This is a genomic window from Sphingomonas sp. SphC10, assembly GCF_057004845.1.
Genome location: NZ_CM168044.1, coordinates 3,163,835 through 3,181,722, shown reverse-complemented (window position 1 = coordinate 3,181,722; position 17,888 = coordinate 3,163,835). Strand labels below are relative to the sequence as shown.

Genomic DNA, 17,888 nt, shown 5'->3' with positions numbered 1-17,888 from the left:
CGTCTCGCTCCCCGTCATTCGTCGCATCCCCCTAAAGCCCGGCGGCTGGCGGCCGTTAAGCATGGCAAGCGCGCGCCGGAGTATCGTCGATGACCACCGTTTCCTCGAGCACATCGTCCAATACCACGACGAGCTCCTCCAGCTCGACCAATGCGGCGCAGAATGCGACGAAGACCGCCGCCCAGCAGCTGTTCAACTCGTTGCAGGCGGGTTCGGGCATCGACCTGTCGACGGTCGTCCCCTCGCTGATCGAGGCGCAGTTCGCCGCCAAGACCGCGGCGCTCAAGGCGCAGTCGGACACGCTGACCGCAAAGATTTCGGGTGTGTCGTCGATCAAGAGCGCGATCACCGATTTCGCCTCCGCGCTGGCCTCGCTGGCGAGCGGGGGAACGCTGGCGACTCAGGCGACCAGCTCCGATCCGTCGACCATGAGCGTGACGACGGCCGCGGGCGCCAAGCTGGCAGGCATGTCCAAGTCGATCACCGTCAATGCGCTGGCCAGTGCGCAGGTCTCCTCGACCAAAGCGTCCTTTTCCAAGACGGCCTCGCTGGGCACCGGCAGCCTGTCGATCAAGGTCGGATCGAAGGATGCCGTGTCGGTGTCGTTCGGCGCCAACGACTCGACGCCCGACCTGCTGGCGGCCAAGATCAATGCCGCCAATACCGGCATCACCGCATCGGTCGTCACCGATGCCAGCGGCAATGCCTTCCTGTCCTTCACCGGGACCAGCGGCAAGGACAACAGCTTCACCATCACCGCGACCGAAGGCGATACGGCGGGGCTCGCCCGGCTGAACGTCGGCAACGGCGCGACCGGCACCGCGACATCGTCGACCGCCGCCAATGCCAGCATCACGATGGACGGCGTCACCGTCGAGCGGGCCAGCAATACCATCAACGACCTGGTGCCCGGCGTGAACATGACCCTGTCCGCGGTATCGACCAAGCCGCTGACGCTGACCGGCTCCAGCCCCAGCGCGGCGCTCAGCACCGTCGTGTCCAACTTCGTCTCGACCTTCAACGACAATATGACCGCGTTGAACAAGGCGATCGACCCGATCACGGGCGATCTGCGCGCCGATCCCGCCGCGCGTTCGCTGGCCCAGTCGATGCGCTCGCTGACCACCACCAAGCTGGTACCCGGCAGCGACGTCGATCTCGGCCCCAAGACGCTGGCCGACCTGGGCGTCAGGACCGAGAAGGACGGCACGCTGACCATCGACCAGACGCAGCTGTCCAAGGCGCTGTCGACCTATCCCGGTTCCGTCGAGAAGATGTTCCAGGCCAGCGGCGACAACCTGATCGGCCTGTCGGCGCGGATGAACAGCATCCAGCTGTCGGCGACCAGCAGCGTCTATGGCCTGACCGCGTCGTACAGCAACCTGACACAGGCGCAGAAGGACCTGGCGGATCAACAGAGCCGCCTGTCCGACAATCGCGAACGGGCCAGCGACGCGCTGACCGCGCGCTTCGCTGCGATGAACAGCCGCGTGTCGGCCTATAAATCGGCACAGGGGCTCATGGATCAGCAGGTCAAGATGTGGACGAAGAGCAACTGATATGACCTATGCCTCCGCCCTTCTGACCGATCCCGCCGCCGTCTATCGCCAGATCGACGTGGTAGGTCGCACCGCCATGGCCGACGGCCCTGCGCTGGTGCAGTTGCTCTACGAGGAACTGATCTCCGCGCTCCGTTCCGCCGCCTGGGCGACCGAGCATGGCCAGCTCGCGCGCAAGAGCGAGCGGGTGACGCGCGCCACCGCCATCCTGTTCGCGCTGGAGGCGGGCCTGGATTTCGAGAATGGCGGCGAGATGTCGATCACCTTCGCCCGCCTCTATGGCGGCGCGCGCAAGCAGATCGTCGATGCCTCGCTGGGTCAGGACGCGCAGATCTTCCGCAACGTCGCGGCCAGCATCGCCGATATCGCGGAGGCATGGGAAACCGTGCGCAAGATGAACGCGCCGAAGAAGGGTAATTGAATCGGGCCGCGAATCGCCGCCCTCCGTTCGCGCTGAGCGAAGTCGAAGCGCACGTTACGCGCTATGTTACCCTTGGCCTTCGACTACGCTCAGGCTGAACGGAGCATTGGGCTGATCCCGTCTTACCGCCGGAACCAGTGTTTCTGGACGAAGTAGATGACGATCCCCGCCGCGATCAGCGCGCAGGCGCCCAGGATCGCATCGAACGCCCAGGGTTCCTCGGCATAAGGCAGGTTCTTGACGTTCATCCCGTAAAGCCCGGTGATGAAGGTCAGCGGCAGGAACACCATCGCCACGATCGAGATGACCAGCGCGCGATTGTCGATCTGCTCTGCCCGCATGTCGGTCAGCGTTTCGTGGACCAGCGCGGCGCGTTCGCGGATCGACTCCAGTTCCTCGGCCATGCGTGCCGCGCGGTCGGCGGCGGCAGACAGGTGCAGCCGGTCGTCATCGGCCAGCCAGTCGCCGGGCAGCGCCGCCAGCTTCTCCAGCGCCGCGCGCTGCGGGTTGAGGAAACGGCGATAGCCGATCGCGGCGACGCGCACCCGGCTGACCGTGCGGCGCAGCTGGAAGACGCGGTGTTCGTCCAGCTGCTCCTCGCAACTGTCCAACTCGTCGCCCAGACTTGCCACATCGGGATCGAGATCGTTGGTGATGGCGGTGGCGAAGGCGGTGATCAGGTCGCCCGGATCGGCGATGGTGCCGCCCTCGACCTCCTCGCGCACCGTATCGACCGCCAGCAGCGGGCGGCGGGTGACCGAATAGACGCGGCCCTTCATCGCCCAGATCCGCACCGAAGCCAGCATGTCCGATCCGTCGAGCGGCGCGCTGCTGCGCCCGCGCAGGTTCAGGAACGCCCCCTCGCCCACCGCCTCGCAGCGCGGGCGGGTTTCGGCGGCGGTCAGCGCGTCGATGACGTAATCCGCCAGATGGGCAGAATCGCGCAGCCAACGCTGCGCCACCGCGTCATTGGTCTCCAGATGCACCCAGACCAGCCGTGCCTTGGCCTCCACCGCCGCGCGGATCGGGATCGCCTCGGCCTGGCCGCCGTCGATGCTGTAGGCGAAGCCGGTCATGCGCGGTGGTCCATGCTCAGGTCGACGATCTGCCCCTCGCCCGGCTCGACCGGGAGCGCGTCGCTTTCGATCCGGACCGCATCGGCGCGGGCCCGGTCGAGGATCGCGGGCGGCACATCGGCGCGGTGATAGACCCGGTCGGCCGCCGCCAGCGCGCGCGCCTGGCGCAGGGTCAGGTCGTCGGGGTCGGTCGAGGTCAGGACGAACGCCTCGACCCGGGCGGCGGGGCGGGCCGCACCGGCCAGCCAGCCCACGACATCCGTATGGGCCGCCAGCGGGTCGAGCGCGCCGCCGGGCGACAGCGCCGCACCGATGGCCCGCCGCCGCTGTGCGCCATCGGGAAAGCGCGCACGCAGGCCCGCGCGCGCCGCATAGAGACCTTCGGCAAGCGCCCCCAGCCCGGCGGGCAAGATCGTCTCCAGCCGCTGGCGCAGCGCCGCCGCGAGTCCCGCCGACACGCCGCCGGTGCCGATCGCGACGATGACCGGCCCGCGCTCGACAATGGCGGGCAGCGTGAAGTCGCACGCGGCCGGACGGTCGACCGCGTTGACCAGCACGCCGCGTACCTTCAGTCGCGCGATGGCGGCTTGCGCTTCGTCCTCATCCTCGATGGCGACGATGGCGAGCGCGGCCTGCGCCTCCTCCCCGACGACCAGCGCCCCGGCGCGTTCGAGCAGGCGGCGCTTGGCCTCGGCGGGTTCGCCCTCACCCAGCAGGATGACCGAGCGCCCGCCCAGCCGGACGAACAGCGGCAGGCTGGCAAGGCTCACCTATTCCTCCCCAAGCTATGCTTGGGGAGGGGGACCGCCGCGAAGCGGTGGTGGAGGGGCAGCTGTCCCCGGCCCCTCCACCACGCCCTGCGGGCGCGGTCCCCCTCCCCATCAAAGATGGGGAGGAATAGGGCGGCAGGCATCACTTCTTCAGCCACTCCGGCACGCGCTCGGCGGCGATGATCGTCTCGGCGGCGATGCGGTCGGCGACGACGGCGAAGCGGTCGCCCTCGACCATGACTTCGGGCACCAGCGGACGGCTATTATAGGTCGACGCCATGGTCGCGCCATAGGCTCCCGCCGTGCGGAACACGGCGAGGTCGCCCGACTTCACCGCGTCAATCTCGCGGTTCATGCCGAAGGTATCGCCCGTCTCGCACACGGGCCCCGCGATATTGGCCATCATCGTCTCGCCGGTCGGCTTCACCGCGACGAAGTCGTGATGCGCGTCGTACAGCGCAGGGCGCATCAGGTCGTTCATCGCCGCATCGACGATGACGTAAGGATTGGCGACGCCGGGCTTCACCCAGACGACTTCGGTCGCCAGCACCCCGGCATTGCCCGCGATCACCCGGCCCGGCTCGAACATCAGTTCGACATCCCAGTCCTTCGTCACGCGCGCCACCATCTCGCCATAAGCGGCAGGCGCGGGCATGACGTCGCCCGGCTTGTACGGCACGCCCAGGCCACCGCCCAGGTCGACGCGGCTGATCCGGTGCCCCGCCCCGCGCAGCTCGGCGACCAGCTCGCCGACGCGCTTATAGGCGGCCTCCAGCGGCGCGAGATCGCCCAGCTGGCTGCCAATGTGGCAGGCGACACCCTTCAGGTCGATGCCGGGCAGCCCCGCCAGACGGTCGAACATGCCCAGCGCCTGGTCGATCGGCACGCCGAACTTGTTCTCCTTGCGCCCCGTGGAGATCTTGGCATGGGTGCCCGCGTCCACGTCCGGGTTCACGCGCAGCGTGGCGGGCGCGACGAGGCCGCGTGCGTGGGCCAGCTCGGCGAGGACCGCGCCCTCTTCCTCCAGTTCGAGGTTGAACTGGCCGATCCCGGCCTCCAGTGCCGCGACCAGCTCGGCGCGGGTCTTGCCGACACCCGAAAACACGATGTCCTCGGCCTTCATCCCCGCCGCCAGCGCGCGGCGCATCTCGCCGACCGAGACGACGTCTGCGCCATAACCTTCATCGGCCAGCACGCGGAGCACGGCGATGTTCGGGTTCGCCTTGATCGCATAGGCCAGATGCACGCGCGGCAGGGCGCTCAGCCCCTCGCGGAACACCTGCGCATGACGGCGGAAGGTCGAGGCGGAGTAGATATAGACCGGCGTGCCGACTTCGGCGGCGATCCGGGATACGGGCACGTCCTCCACATGGAGTTCGCCGTTCGAAAAGTGAAAATGGTCCATCAGCGGGGGGGCAAATCAAATTCGTCCGAACGCCGATCCTGCGACTGGGTCATCAGTTCGTCGGAGCGTTGCGGGCGTTGTTGGGGGGTGGCCGTCAGCAGTTGCTGCGGCGTCGGGGTCGCGGTGGCGCCGCGCGGCGCGACCGGCAGGCTCTCGCCCTTGGCCGGTTGCAGCCGGTTGGCCGCGCCACAGCCGGTCAGCGCCAGCGCGACCAGCAGGGCGATGGCGGGCTTCATGCCCGCAATCCCCGCGCGGTCGCGATCGCGGCACGGACATTGGCGGGTGCGGTGCCGCCAAAGCTAACCCGGCTGGCGACCGAGGCATCGACCGACAGCACGTCATAGATGCTCTCGTTGATCCGCGCATCGATGCCGGTCAGGTCGTCGATCGACAGCTGGTGCAGCATCACGCCCTTCTCCTCGGCGAGCTTCACCGCGCGGCCCGTAATGTGATGCGCCTCGCGGAAGGGAATGCCGCCGACCCGCACCAGCCAGTCGGCCAGGTCGGTCGCGGTCGAGAAGCCCGCCTCAGCCACGGCGCGCATACGTTCGGTGCGGAAGGTCGCGCTCTGCACCATGCCGGTCATCGCCGCGATCGACAGCGCCAGCAGGTCGTGCGCCTCGAACACCGGCGGCTTGTCGTCCTGCATATCCTTGGAATAGGCGAGCGGCAGGCCCTTCATCGTGACCATCAGGCTGGTCATGCAGCCCATGATCCGCCCGGCATGGCCGCGCACCAGCTCGGCCGCGTCGGGGTTGCGCTTCTGCGGCATGATCGAGCTGCCGGTCGACCATTGGTCGGACAGCGCAACAAAGCCGAAGGGCTGCGACGCCCAGAGCACGAACTCCTCGGCCAAGCGCGACAGATGCAGCGAGCAGTTGGTCGCCGCCTGGAGATAGTCGATCGCAAAATCCCGGTCGCTGACCGCATCGAGCGAGTTGCGCGTCGGCTCGTCGAAGCCCAGCGCTTGCGCCGTCATGTGGCGGTCGACCGGAAAGCCGGTCCCCGCCAGCGCCGCCGAGCCAAGCGGGCACTGGTTCAGCCGCGCCCGTGCCGCGACGAAGCGGCTGGCGTCGCGCACGATCATCTCGTGATAGGCCATCAGGTGATGGCCCAACGTCACCGGCTGCGCCGACTGGAGGTGCGTGAAGCCCGGCATCACGCTGTCGGCATGATCCTCGGCCCGCGTCAGCAACGCGTTCCGCAACGCGCCGAGCGCCGCCAGCGTCTCGTCGATCGCATCGCGCACCCACAGGCGGAAGTCCGTCGCCACCTGATCGTTGCGCGACCGCGCGGTGTGCAGACGCCCCGCGACCGGGCCGATCAACTGGGCGAGCTTCGCCTCGGTCTGCATATGGATGTCTTCGAGGGTCAGGTCCTCCGACACGCCGTTGGCGGCATAATCCTCGGCAACCTGGTCCAGCCCGGCGGAAATCGTCGCGGCGTCCTCGGCCGAGACGATGCCCTGTTTGCCCAGCATCGCGACATGCGCTTTCGACCCAGCGATGTCCTGTTTCCACAATCGCTTGTCGAAGGGGATGGACGCGTTTATCTCGCGCATCACCGCGGCGGGACCTTCTGCGAAGCGCCCGCCCCACATTGCGTTGGAGCCGCCCATGTCGTCGCGTACCGTGATCGCCTGTCTCCTGGGGCTGATGGTCGCCGGGTGCGATAAGCAAAGCCCCGCCCCGGAGCAAGCCGCCAACACCTCCAGCGACGAAGTTTCGAGCGGCGAAGTCACCAGCGGCGAGGCGTCCCGCACGTCAGCCATAGAGGCGCCCAAGCCCACGGGCGCGGTCGACCGCAGCCACAAGGGCGAGGCCGCGCCGCTGCTGCCCTTCACCGCCATGGACGGCAAATCGACCAGCCTCGCCGATTTCCGGGGGCGGCCGGTGCTGGTCAACCTCTGGGCAACCTGGTGCGGGCCGTGCGTCGCGGAAATGCCGACCCTCGCCGCCACCGCCCAGCGGCTGAAGGGCAAGGTCGCGGTAATCGCGGTCGCCCAGGACGACATGGCCAAGGTCAAGCCGTTCCTGGCGGGCAGGAAGCTGGACGCGCTGCCCATCTATCTCGACCCGAAGCTGACCCTGAGCGTCCATTACAAGGCCAATCTGCCGACCACGATCCTCTATGGCGCGGACGGCAAGGAGATCTGGCGCGTGACCGGGGGCTTCGACTGGGCCGGGGCGGAAGCGGAAAAGCTGCTTGCCGAAGCGAAGTAAGCCAGACGCCCCCATGAAAAAGTCCCGCCCGGGGTGAACCGGACGGGACAGGCTGGGGTAAAATGGTTTGAACCGGGGGCGGCGCTCGACCGCCCCCTTTTCGCATCAGAACTCCGCCGTCAGGCCGATGAACACGGTGCGCCCCACCGCGTCGTACATGCCGGGATAGGTGTTGCCGTTGCCGAACGCGGCCAGCAGGCCCTGCGCAATGATCGGCGGATCCCGGTCGAACAGGTTGTTCACACCGGCGCGGAAGACGATGCCGTCCTGCACCTTGGCCGTGCCCGCCAGATCGAAGTAATTGTACGTCTTGATCCGGCTGTTGAAGATCGACGGCGTGCCCGCCAGGTTCGGGTCGGTCGAATTGTTGGTCAGCTTGGTCGGGCCGATATAGCGCCAGTTGAGCGAGATCGATCCGACCTTCGCCGCATCGGTCCAGGTAAAGCGCGACTGGTGCCGCCATTCAGGCATGGGCTGGCCACAGGTCGGGCCGAAATAGCCGACGCAGTCGAAGGAGCCGAGGCCGGGCACCGGCTCGTTCACCATCTTGCGGTTCCAGGTGCCCTGGAAATCGACGGCGAGCGAACCCGCGCCGCCCAGCGGCTGGGAATAGCTGAGGCCGAAATCGACGCCCGAGGTGCGCAGCGAGCCGGTATTCTGCGTCGTCGAGACAATATAGCCCTGGTCGCCGAAGATGATGCCGCCGCGCGGATCACGCTTGAACAGGTTGCAGAAGAACGGATTGCCGGTCGCGATGCACTGGCTGATCGTCTGGGGAACCGAGATCGAACCGATATAGTCCCGCACCCGGATGTCGAAATAATCGACCGTCAGCGACAGGCGGCGCAGGAAGGTCGGGGTGAAGACGATGCCCGCCGTATAGGTGTCGGCGGTTTCGGGGCGAAGCGCGGGATTGCCGCCGAACTGCGCGGTGCAGGTTTCCGCCGGACAGTCGGTGATGCGGCCATATTGCGCCTGGGTCACGCCGGTGCGGGCGCACTGGGCGAAGGTCGCGGTCGGCGTCGCGGTGGCGCAGGGGTCCTGTGCGCTGACATTGCCGTTGAACTGCGGCCCGAACAGCTCGGACACATTGGCGGCACGGATCGCGCGGTTATAGCTGCCGCGCAGGCGGATATCGCTGCTCGGCGCCCAGGACAGCTCGGCCTTGTAGGTCGAGACGATCTTGGACAGGTTGGAATAGTCCGATCCGCGATAGCCCGCGTTCAGCGCCAGTTCCTTGACGAAGGGCTTGTTCTGGATCAACGGCACTTCGATTTCCGCGAACACCTCGTTCACGTCGAAACGGCCCTGGGTTTCCTTGGTGCCCTTTTGCAGCGCCAGCGCGTCGGCCTTGAACTCCAGGCTCTCGTACCGATGCTCGACGCCGAGCACCACGCCGATGCCGTCGTCCGACCAAGGCGACTTGACGCCGTACGTGCCCAGGTCCGCGCTGATGTTGCCGCTGAGCACCGTTTCGCGGTCGACGCCGCGGGTCGAGGTCGGCGCGTAGATATAGCCGAACGCCGCGTCCGAGATGCCATTATAGCGGAAGATGTCGAGCGGCACGCACTGCGGGTCGCTGCCGTCGATCACCGACTTGCACGTCGGGGTACCGTTGACGTTGACGACCTGGATGCCACGATTGGCGCGCGACGGGTCGATGTCGTTCTCATAGGTCTCGTTGTAGAGAACCGTCGAGAACAGCGCGTTGGCGTCATAGCGGATGCCCGGCGCGATCTCACCGCGCACGCCGCCGGTGACGCGGAAATCGGTGTGGCGCAGGTCGTCGCGACGCGGACGGGCGTTCCCGGCCACCGGACGATAGCCGATATAGGCCTGCTGCGTCGCATTGGTGCCATAGGCGTTGCCGCACAGGATCTGGCCCTGCTGCGCGCTAAGGAACGGATTGTCGCAGTTGATCGAGTAGGTATAGCCCTGGAACAGCGCGGACGGGGCGACCTGTGAATTGGTATGGTCGTCCATGAACATGAAGCTGCCATAGGCTTCGATGGCAGGCGAAATTTCATATTTGGCAAAGGCGCCCGCCGTGTAGCGTGTGTCGTTGCGCTGGAAATAGTTCAGCGGCGCATAATTGTAGCGGAAGCTGGAATCATAGGGCACCCAGGTCCGGTTGCCGTCGCGGGTGTTGTTGAACCGGCCTGCATCGGCGTTCGGCCCGGTGATCGGGTCGAACAGGCCGTACTGGTTGTTGCTGGATCCGCCGCAGGTCAGCGTCGAATTGCCCGTCCCCGCCGGATCGAAGGCGCAGGACGACACGTCGCGGTCGCCCTGCAGCACCGGCTTGGTGTCGCGATAGCCGAAATAGGCGGTCACGTTACCGCGACCGTCGGGGAAGTTGGTGCCGAACGCGACGTTCACGTCCAGCTTCTGCCCGTCCAGGATCATCGGCTGGGCCAGGCGATAATTGGCCTGGCTCTGCACACCCCGCGCGAACGCGTTGTCATTCTGGTGCTGGGCAAAGCCGTACTGGATATCCGTGCGCACGCCGTCCAGGTCGTCGCGCAGGATGAAGTTGACGACACCCGAAATCGCGTCCGAGCCATAGACCGCCGACGCGCCGCCGGTGACGACGTCGACCCGCTTGATGAGTGCGGCGGGGATGAAGTTCAGGTCGTTGGCCTGCACCGGCAGCATGCGCTGGCCGTTGACGAGCACGAGGTTCCGGTTGCTGCCCAGGTTGCGCAGGTTGACGCGCGCGGTGCCGTCCGACCCGTTCGAGCCATTCTCGTTCGCGTCCGGCGTCACCTGCGGCAGGCGGTTCAGCACGTTTTCGACTTGGATCGCGCCCTGAAGGCGGATTTCGGTCGCATCGACGACCGTCAGCGGGCTGTTGCTGGTGAAATTGGGACGCTGGAGGCGAGTGCCGGTGACGACGATACCCTCGCCCTCGACGGCAGGATTGCCATCCGAAACCTGTGTCGCATCGGGCGGGCAGGGCTGGTCCGGCAGGCAGCGTGTGTCCTCGCTTTGGCCAGCAGCCTTCTTCACCTGCGCCTGAACCGGCGAAACCGAAAGCAATGCGATCGCAATCGCACCAGCCGAACAGGCCAGCCGCGTGTAATTTCCATTCATCGATGGACCCCTCTTAATCTTATTCTTGCTACATGACCAAAAAACTACCTTTCGTCAAATATAATATACTTTCTTCAAATTAACGGCAGAGGCGCTTGTGATCGTGCCCCGGCAACCGATCGCCGCATGCTGCGTTGCACAATCAGCCGAATTTCGCGCAGCCGTTATGCGCGCTCCGCTCCGAGCGTTACGGGAGATGCTGAAGCCGATGATGCAGGCCAACCGTCGAGAACTGGTCGCGGCGCTTGCCGTTCTGGGTCTGACCCCGACCGCCGCCGCCCATGTCGCCGCGCAAGGGAGCGGCGGAGGCACGTCGCTGGGCGCCCCCAAGCCCTTTTCCTGGGCCGCGCTGCAAGCCCAGGCCGAGGCGCTGGCGCGGGAACCTTACCGGGCGCCGGCCAAGGTCACGGCGGCCGAAGCCATCGGCTATGACGCGGTCGGCACCATCCGCTACCGCGACGACCGGACACTGGCCGGGGGCATTCGGCTATTTCCTCTGGGACGTTATGCGCCCATCCCGGTCGGCATCCACATTGTCGAGAATGGCCAGGCCCGCGCTGTGCCCTTCTCTCCCTCGCTGTTCGCCGCCGAAGCAGGCCACGCGCCGCCGCTGGGCATTGCCGGTTTCCGCGCGATGACGGCGGACGGGAAGAGCGACTGGCTGGCCTTTCAGGGGGCCTCCTATTTCCGCACGGCGGGTGCGCAGGACCAATATGGCCTGTCGGCGCGGGGCATCGCGATCGACACTGGCATCGACGGGCGCGAGGAATTTCCCGCCTTCACCCATTTCTGGATCGAGCGGACGGGGGCGCAGGGCTATACCGTTTATGCGCTGCTCGACGGACCGAGCGTCAGCGGCGCGTACCGGATCGATTCGACCAAGGGCACAAACGGCGTCGAGCAGCGCGTGTCCGCCGTCCTGTTCTTCCGCCGAGACGTGGAACGGCTTGGCATCGCGCCCGCGACCAGCATGTTCTGGTATGGCGAAGGCAATCGCACCGCTGCGCGCGACTGGCGGCCCGAGATCCATGATTCGGACGGGCTGGCGCTGCTGACCGGTGCTGGCGAGCGGCTGTGGCGGCCTCTGGTCAATCCACCCCGCCCTACCCTCGACAGCTTCGCCGACACCAATCCGCGCGGCTTCGGCCTGCTCCAGCGCGACCGGAACTTCGACCATTATCAGGATGACGGGGCCTTTTACGACCGTCGTGCGAACCTGTGGGTGCAGCCGCAGGGCGATTGGGGGCGTGGGCAGGTGATGCTCTATGCCTTCCCCACCGCGAGCGAGACGGTCGACAATATCGTCGCCTTCTGGAACCCTGCCGACGCGCCCAGAGCGGGGCAGAAGCGGCAGTTCGACTATCGCCTGAGCTGGGGCTCCACCGACCCGACGGTCGTGCCCGGCATCGCCCATGCGGTCGACAGCTGGACGGGCGATGCCGGTCGACCGGGCGCCGAGCCGACACCGGGTGCGCGCAAGCTGGTCGTCGATTTCACCGGCGCCGCCCTGGCCGGGCTCGACCGGCAGAGCGGCGTCACCGCCGACATCTCCGTCACACGCGGCAGGTTGCTAGCCCAGGCCGCCTATCCGGTCGTCGGCCAGTCGAACCGCTGGCGCGTGACCGCCGATATCGCGCCCGAAGGACCGCCCAACGGAGGGGGACCCGCCGATGTCCGCCTCTATCTGAAGCAGCAGGCCAGGGCGCTGAGCGAGACGGTGTTGATGCCCGTCTTCCTGCAATGACCGACAGCCCCGCGATGATGCCGCCACCCGCGCCGCTGACCATGGCGGTCCAGCGGTTCGACGGCCTGCCGCCGCCGCACACGGCGCCCGAGCCGCGCGAGGGCGTCAACCTGTCGCCTGACGATATCCTGACGCGTCGCCTGCTCTTGGTACTCCTCACCGGATTGCTGGCGACGGCCGCCTCCGCCTCGGTTAAGGAGGCGTTGCTAAGCGACGGGTTCGAACTGCTCGACGGACTGTTGCTGCTGCTGTTCTTTCCGCTGTTCGCCTGGATCTCGTTCGGGTTCGTGACGGCGGCGATCGGCTTCGCGCTGCTGATCTCGCGCGCGCATCCCGGCATCACGCCCGCGCCCAAGGGGGCCGCGCCACCGACCGCGCGGACGGCGGTGCTGGTGCCGGTGCATAACGAGGATGTCGACGCGGTATTCGACCGGATCGCCCGCATGGCGGTGATGATCGACCGCGCGGGCGCTGCGGACCGCTTCGCCTTTTTCGTGCTGTCCGATTCGGGCGAAGCGGCGGAGGCGGAGGAACGCGCAGCCTGGGAACGCCTCGCCCCCCGGCTGCGCGTGCCGCTCCATTATCGCCGCCGGACCGAGAATAAGGGCCGCAAGCCGGGCAATGTCGCCGAGTGGATCCGCAATTACGGCGGCGGATACGACTTCATGCTGATGCTCGACGCCGACAGCCTGATGGGCGGCGACACGATCGTCGGCATGGCGCAGATCATGGAGCAGCGCCCCTCGATCGCGCTGTTGCAGACGGTGCCGATGATCATCGGTGCGACGACCTTCTTCCAGCGCTGGATGCAGTTCGCCAGCCGCTTCTACGGGCCGATCTCGACCGCCGGGCTGGTCTGGTGGTCGGGGTCGGAGTCGACCTTCTGGGGGCATAATGCGCTGATCCGGATCAAGGCCTTTGCAGAGAGTTGCGGCCTGCCTGATTTGCCCGGACGCCCGCCCTTCGGCGGCACGATCATGAGCCACGACATGGTCGAGGCGGCGCTGCTCCGGCGGCGCGGCTGGCGGCTGCACATGCTGATGGTCGAGGACAGTTTCGAGGAGTTTCCGCCGACCCTGATCGACCAGGCGGTGCGCGATCGGCGCTGGGCGCAGGGCAATATCCAGCATCTGAAACTGCTGGGCGCGAGCGGTTTCCACTGGATCAGCCGGTTGCAGTTGCTGATCGGCGCCACCGCCTATCTGATGTCGCCCGCCTGGCTGATCCTGATCGCCACCTCGATCGCGCAGAGCCTGTCCGACGATGCCGCGACGGTCCATGCCGTCACCTCGGCGCGGGTGCTGGCGGTGACGCTGGTGCTGCTGTTTGGGCCGAAGATCCTCAGCATGATCTGGGCGCTGGCGGACCGCGACCGCCGGGCAAGCTATGGCGGGGTGCGCGGCATCCTGTCCTCGGTCGCGCTCGACGTGCCGCTGTCGATCCTGACCGCGCCGGTGATCGCGCTGACCCAGACGATCGACCTGATCAACATCGTGCGCGGCAAGCCTTCGGGCTGGAACCCGCAAAGCCGGGTGCGCGACGGGCTGGCGGCGGCGGACGCGATGCCGCGCTATCGCTGGCATCTGGGGGTCGGCGCGGTGTTGGTGGTCGTGTCGTTCCTGAACCCGATGCTGGGGGCATGGCTGTCGCCGGTGACCCTGGGGCTGTTGCTGTCGCCCTGGCTGGCGATGGAGACGGCGAAGGTCCGGCCGGGCGAGCGACTGGCGAAGAAGGGCGTGTTCGGGGTGCCGGGGTCGGAGGTGGCGGAGCCGGTTCGGCCTTTGGCCTTGGCGTGAAGCCCTTGGGCTTCGACTTCGCTCAGCCTGAACGGGGTTTTGGGAAAATATCTATTTACAACAACCGTTCAGCCTGAGCGAAGTCGAAGGCCACGCCCCACCCTATCAATCATCCTCATCCTCGAACCCCACCAGCGCCAAGGCCCGCGCTTTCATCTGCCGCGTCTCGCACCAATGGACCAACGCCTCCTCCCGGCCATGCGTCACCCATACCTCGCGCGGGGCGATCTCGGTCAGCGTCTGGGTCAGCTCGTCCCAATCGGCATGGTCGGACAGGATCAGCGGCAGCTCGACATTCTTCTGCCGCGCGCGCTGGCGCACCCGCATCCAGCCGCTGGCCATCGCCGTGATCGGATCGGGCAGCCGCCGCGACCAGCGATCGTTGAGCGCCCCCGGCGGGCACATGACGACATGCCCGGCCATCTCGGCCTTGGGCGTGTCCGCCACCATGCGAAGTTCGCCCAGATCGACGCCCAGTTCCTGATAGAGCGCGCATAGCCGCGCCAAAGCGCCGTGCAGATAGATGGGCGCGTCGTGCCCGCGCACGCGAAGTTCGGCGATCACCCGCTGCGCCTTGCCCAGCGCATAGGCCCCGACCAGCACGCACCGCGTCGGATTGGCGTGGAGACGCGCGATCAGCTTGTCGATCTCGTCACCGGTTTCGGGGTGACGGAAGACGGGCAGCGCGAAGGTCGCCTCGGTGACGAAGACATCGCACTTCACCGGTTCGAACGGCGTACAGGTCGGGTCGGCGCGGCGCTTATAGTCGCCCGATACCACCACCCGTTCGCCGCGATAGTCGAGTACGATCTGCGCCGATCCTAGCACATGGCCTGCGGGCACAAAGCTGACGCCCACCTCGCCCAGCCGGATCGTCTCGCCATAGCCGACGCCGACACCATTTTGCGGGCCGTAGCGCGCTTCCATGATCGCCAGTGTGTCGGGGGTCGCCCAGACGGTGCCATGGCCGCCGCGCGCATGGTCGGCATGGCCATGGGTCACCAGCGCCTTGGCCTCCGGCTCGGAGGGATCGACCCACACATCGGCGGGGGCCACGTAAATCCCATGTTTATGGGGCTGTATCCAGTCGCCGAGCTTGACCATGATACCTATATCCTTCGGGATGCCCCCCGGTTCCCTCCCCTCCGCCCTGACCGACTGGTTCGCCGCCAAGGGCTGGTCGCCACGCACCCATCAGCTGGCGATGCTGGAAGAAGCCCGCGCAGGCCGCCACGCGCTGCTGGTCGCGACGACGGGCGCGGGCAAGACGCTGGCGGGGTTCCTGCCGACGCTGACCGAGCTGATCGAAACCCCGAGCGAGGGGCTGCACACCCTCTACGTCTCGCCGCTGAAAGCGCTGGCGGTCGACATCCGCCGCAACCTCGTCACGCCGATCGAGGAGATGGACCTGGACATAAGGGTCGAGACGCGCACCGGCGATACCTCGTCGGACAAGAAGGCGCGGCAGCGGGTAAAGCCGCCGCAGATATTGCTGACCACTCCCGAATCGCTGTCGCTGCTGCTCAGCTACCCGGATGCCGCGACGATGTTCGCCGGGTTGAAGACCATCGTGGTCGATGAGGTCCACGCCTTCGCCACCGGCAAGCGCGGCGACCTGCTGTCCTTGTGCATGGCGCGGTTGCAGCGTCTGTCCCCCGATCTGCGCCGCGTCGCGCTGTCGGCGACGGTGGCGGACCCGGACGGCTATCGTGCCTGGCTGGCGCCCGATGGCGATATCGACGCGGTCGGCCTCGTCACCGGCGAGCCGGGCGCGCCGCCGGATATCTCGATCCTGCTGCCCGAGGACCGCGTCCCCTGGGCAGGCCATTCGGGCCGCTATGCCGCTGCCCAGGTCATGCGGGTGATCGAGGCGAACCGGACCACCATCCTCTTCTGCAACACGCGCAGTCTGGCCGAGCTGATCTTCCAGGATCTGTGGAAGGCCAATGACAAGAGCCTGCCGATCGGCGTCCATCACGGCTCGCTCTCGCTGGAAGCCCGCCAGAAGGTGGAAGCCGCGATGGCGGACGGCAAACTCCGCGCGCTGGTCGCGACCGCCAGCCTCGATCTGGGCGTCGACTGGGGCGATGTCGATTGCGTGATCCAGATGGGCGCGCCCAAGGGCTCGTCGCGGCTGCTCCAGCGGATCGGCCGCGCCAACCACCGGCTGGACGAATCGAGCCGCGCGATCCTGGTCCCCGGCAACCGCTTCGAATATCTGGAAGCGCGCGCCGCGCTCGATGCGGTGGAGGCGGGCGAGCTGGACCCCGACATCTTCCGCCAGGGCGCGCTCGACGTGCTGGCGCAGCATGTCATGGCCTGCGCCTGTGCCGCGCCGTTCGAGCAGGGCGCGCTGCTGGATGAAATCCGCTCGGCCATGCCCTATTCGGCGCTAGACGATGAGACGTTCGACCGCGTGCTGCGCTTCATCGCGGACGGCGGCTATGCCTTGCGCGCCTATGACAAGTTCAAGCGGCTGGTCCAGCAACCGGACGGGACATGGCGCGTCACCCATCCGCAATTCGTCGCGCAGCATCGCCTGAACGCCGGGATCATCGTCGAGGCGACGATGCTGAAGGTGCGTTTCCGCAACGGCCGCCAGTTGGGCCGGGTGGAAGAGGGTTTCGCCGCGACGCTGGCGCCGGGCGACACCTTCTTCTTCGCCGGTTTGAGCCTGGAGGTGGAATCGATCGACGGCGAGGATTTGATCGTCCGCGCCACTTCGCGCCCCGCCCGCATCCCGACCTATGGCGGCAGCCGGATGCCGCTGTCGACCAGCCTCGCCGACCGGGTACGGGAGTTCCTCGCCGACCGGCGTGCATGGGACCGTTTTCCCCCGGACGTGCATGACTGGCTGGAGATGCAGGACCGCCGCTCGGTCCTGCCCCGCCCCGGCCAGTTGCTGGTCGAGACCTTCCCGCGCGAGGGGCGGCATTACATGGTCGCCTACAGCTTCGAGGGGTGGAATGCGCACCAGTCGCTGGGGATGCTGATCACCCGGCGGATGGAGGCGCAGGGGCTGAAACCGCTCGGCTTCGTTGCCAGCGACTATGCGCTGGCATGCTATGGTCTGGAAAAGGTGACGGACCCCGCCAGCCTCTTCTCGCCCGACATCCTGGAGAACGAGTTCGTCGACTGGGTGCAGCAATCGCACCTTTTGAAACGGGCATTCCGCGAGGTCGCGGTGATCGGCGGACTGGTCGACCGCCAGCATCCCGGCAAGCGCAAGACCGGGCGGCAGGTGACCTTTTCGACCGACCTGATCTACGACGTGCTGCGCAAATACGAGCCCGGTCATCTGCTGCTTCAAGCGGCGTGGGACGATGCGCGGGCGCGGATGACCGATGTCGGGCGGCTGGCGAACCTGCTCGACCGGGCGGGGGGCACGATGCTGCACGTCGATCTGGAGCGGGTCAGCCCGCTGGCGGTGCCGGTGCTGGTACTGATCGGCCGCGAGAAGGTGTCGACGGGGAGCGCGGACGACGATCTGTTGATCGAGGCGGAGGCGCTGGCGGCGGAGGCGATGGGGGAGTGAGGCTTGTGGCCTTCGACTTCGGCGCTTTGCGCCGAAGTTTATCCTGAGCGGCTGGCTCGCCAGCCGAAGGGCTCAGGCTGAATGGGGGTTGGGAATTGAGGTTTTCTACGACCCCCGTTCAGCCTGAGCGAAGTCGAAGGCCACGCCCCACCCTCGCCTCTTGCCGCTCCCCTCCCGCAGGCGGGAGGGGATGGGGGAGGGCACGGGGTCTCACAGAGACCAGCCCCCGTGGCCCTTGCCCCTCCCCAACCCCTCCCCCTGCCGGGA

The 17,888-nt window shown here is 67.2% G+C and carries 13 protein-coding genes; 6 read left to right on the top strand and 7 right to left on the bottom strand.

Going from position 1 to position 17,888, the window contains the following annotated elements; genetic code table 11:
• The first annotated feature begins 89 nt into the window (after nt 1-89).
• Both fliD and fliS read left to right on the top strand, forming a co-directional pair.
• The gene (gene fliD, locus ACWKSV_RS14560) at nt 90-1,559 is read left to right on the top strand and encodes a flagellar filament capping protein FliD (protein ID WP_076714594.1); all 1,470 of its coding nucleotides are present in this window, start codon (nt 90-92) and stop codon (nt 1,557-1,559) included.
• Between the two features lies 1 nt (nt 1,560).
• Complete coding sequence (gene fliS, locus ACWKSV_RS14555) at nt 1,561-1,980, top strand: flagellar export chaperone FliS (RefSeq protein WP_056432310.1); 420 nt, start codon at nt 1,561-1,563, stop codon at nt 1,978-1,980.
• Nucleotides 1,981-2,102: 122 nt separating this feature from the next.
• Here the strand turns inward: fliS and ACWKSV_RS14550 are convergent, their stop codons facing one another.
• From ACWKSV_RS14550 to argH, 5 genes are all read right to left on the bottom strand, one after another.
• Nucleotides 2,103-3,056, bottom strand: coding sequence for a zinc transporter ZntB (locus ACWKSV_RS14550; protein ID WP_076714592.1), 954 nt, complete (start codon nt 3,054-3,056; stop codon nt 2,103-2,105).
• A complete protein-coding gene (locus ACWKSV_RS14545; protein WP_076714590.1) occupies nt 3,053-3,826 on the bottom strand; it encodes a precorrin-2 dehydrogenase/sirohydrochlorin ferrochelatase family protein in 774 nt (257 codons plus the stop codon). Before ACWKSV_RS14545 ends, ACWKSV_RS14550 begins: the two co-directional genes overlap by 4 nt.
• Before the next feature lie 142 nt (nt 3,827-3,968).
• Nucleotides 3,969-5,231 carry a diaminopimelate decarboxylase gene (lysA, locus tag ACWKSV_RS14540; RefSeq protein ID WP_076714589.1) on the bottom strand — a complete coding sequence of 421 codons (1,263 nt, stop codon included), beginning with the start codon at nt 5,229-5,231 and terminating at the stop codon, nt 3,969-3,971.
• Nucleotides 5,231-5,467, bottom strand: coding sequence for a hypothetical protein (locus ACWKSV_RS14535; protein WP_056432321.1), 237 nt, complete (start codon nt 5,465-5,467; stop codon nt 5,231-5,233). Before ACWKSV_RS14535 ends, lysA begins: the two co-directional genes overlap by 1 nt.
• Nucleotides 5,464-6,831, bottom strand: coding sequence for an argininosuccinate lyase (gene argH, locus ACWKSV_RS14530; protein ID WP_076714587.1), 1,368 nt, complete (start codon nt 6,829-6,831; stop codon nt 5,464-5,466). Before argH ends, ACWKSV_RS14535 begins: the two co-directional genes overlap by 4 nt.
• Nucleotides 6,832-6,847: 16 nt before the next feature.
• On the opposite strand from argH, the gene ACWKSV_RS14525 reads away from it, so the two are divergent.
• Nucleotides 6,848-7,453 (top strand): TlpA family protein disulfide reductase, encoded by a 606-nt coding sequence (locus ACWKSV_RS14525; RefSeq protein WP_076714585.1) that lies wholly within the window; start codon nt 6,848-6,850, stop codon nt 7,451-7,453.
• A 105-nt stretch (nt 7,454-7,558) separates the two neighbouring features.
• Here ACWKSV_RS14525 and ACWKSV_RS14520 read toward each other — a convergent pair whose 3' ends face one another.
• Nucleotides 7,559-10,546, bottom strand: a complete 2,988-nt coding sequence (locus tag ACWKSV_RS14520; protein ID WP_076714583.1) for a TonB-dependent receptor domain-containing protein — start codon at nt 10,544-10,546, stop codon at nt 7,559-7,561.
• A 196-nt stretch (nt 10,547-10,742) separates the two neighbouring features.
• On the opposite strand from ACWKSV_RS14520, the gene ACWKSV_RS14515 reads away from it, so the two are divergent.
• Together ACWKSV_RS14515 and mdoH are read left to right on the top strand one after the other, a co-directional pair.
• Nucleotides 10,743-12,290 (top strand): OpgD/OpgG family glucan biosynthesis protein, encoded by a 1,548-nt coding sequence (locus ACWKSV_RS14515; RefSeq protein ID WP_237243502.1) that lies wholly within the window; start codon nt 10,743-10,745, stop codon nt 12,288-12,290.
• Nucleotides 12,287-14,086: a glucans biosynthesis glucosyltransferase MdoH gene (gene mdoH / locus ACWKSV_RS14510; RefSeq protein ID WP_076714581.1), complete on the top strand. Its 1,800-nt coding sequence runs from the start codon at nt 12,287-12,289 to the stop codon at nt 14,084-14,086. Before ACWKSV_RS14515 ends, mdoH begins: the two co-directional genes overlap by 4 nt.
• 105 nt (nt 14,087-14,191) lie before the next feature.
• Here mdoH and ACWKSV_RS14505 read toward each other — a convergent pair whose 3' ends face one another.
• Nucleotides 14,192-15,190, bottom strand: a complete 999-nt coding sequence (locus ACWKSV_RS14505) for a ligase-associated DNA damage response exonuclease (protein ID WP_076717832.1) — start codon at nt 15,188-15,190, stop codon at nt 14,192-14,194.
• 19 nt (nt 15,191-15,209) lie between these two features.
• Between ACWKSV_RS14505 and ACWKSV_RS14500 the strand changes: the two genes are divergently transcribed.
• Nucleotides 15,210-17,621, top strand: coding sequence for a ligase-associated DNA damage response DEXH box helicase (locus tag ACWKSV_RS14500; protein ID WP_191864817.1), 2,412 nt, complete (start codon nt 15,210-15,212; stop codon nt 17,619-17,621).
• Nucleotides 17,622-17,888 lie beyond the last annotated feature (267 nt).

What these genes read in the sequence shown, in the direction of transcription:
- fliD (WP_076714594.1), top strand. Translation starts at nt 90, where the DNA reads ATGACCACCGTTTCCTCGAGCACATCGTCCAATACCACGACGAGCTCC.
- fliS (WP_056432310.1), top strand. Translation starts at nt 1,561, where the DNA reads ATGACCTATGCCTCCGCCCTTCTGACCGATCCCGCCGCCGTCTATCGC.
- ACWKSV_RS14550 (WP_076714592.1), bottom strand. Translation starts at nt 3,056, where the DNA reads ATGACCGGCTTCGCCTACAGCATCGACGGCGGCCAGGCCGAGGCGATC.
- lysA (WP_076714589.1), bottom strand. Translation starts at nt 5,231, where the DNA reads ATGGACCATTTTCACTTTTCGAACGGCGAACTCCATGTGGAGGACGTG.
- ACWKSV_RS14535 (WP_056432321.1), bottom strand. Translation starts at nt 5,467, where the DNA reads ATGAAGCCCGCCATCGCCCTGCTGGTCGCGCTGGCGCTGACCGGCTGT.
- argH (WP_076714587.1), bottom strand. Translation starts at nt 6,831, where the DNA reads ATGTGGGGCGGGCGCTTCGCAGAAGGTCCCGCCGCGGTGATGCGCGAG.
- ACWKSV_RS14525 (WP_076714585.1), top strand. Translation starts at nt 6,848, where the DNA reads ATGTCGTCGCGTACCGTGATCGCCTGTCTCCTGGGGCTGATGGTCGCC.
- ACWKSV_RS14520 (WP_076714583.1), bottom strand. Translation starts at nt 10,546, where the DNA reads ATGAATGGAAATTACACGCGGCTGGCCTGTTCGGCTGGTGCGATTGCG.
- ACWKSV_RS14515 (WP_237243502.1), top strand. Translation starts at nt 10,743, where the DNA reads ATGCTGAAGCCGATGATGCAGGCCAACCGTCGAGAACTGGTCGCGGCG.
- mdoH (WP_076714581.1), top strand. Translation starts at nt 12,287, where the DNA reads ATGACCGACAGCCCCGCGATGATGCCGCCACCCGCGCCGCTGACCATG.
- ACWKSV_RS14505 (WP_076717832.1), bottom strand. Translation starts at nt 15,190, where the DNA reads ATGGTCAAGCTCGGCGACTGGATACAGCCCCATAAACATGGGATTTAC.
- ACWKSV_RS14500 (WP_191864817.1), top strand. Translation starts at nt 15,210, where the DNA reads ATGCCCCCCGGTTCCCTCCCCTCCGCCCTGACCGACTGGTTCGCCGCC.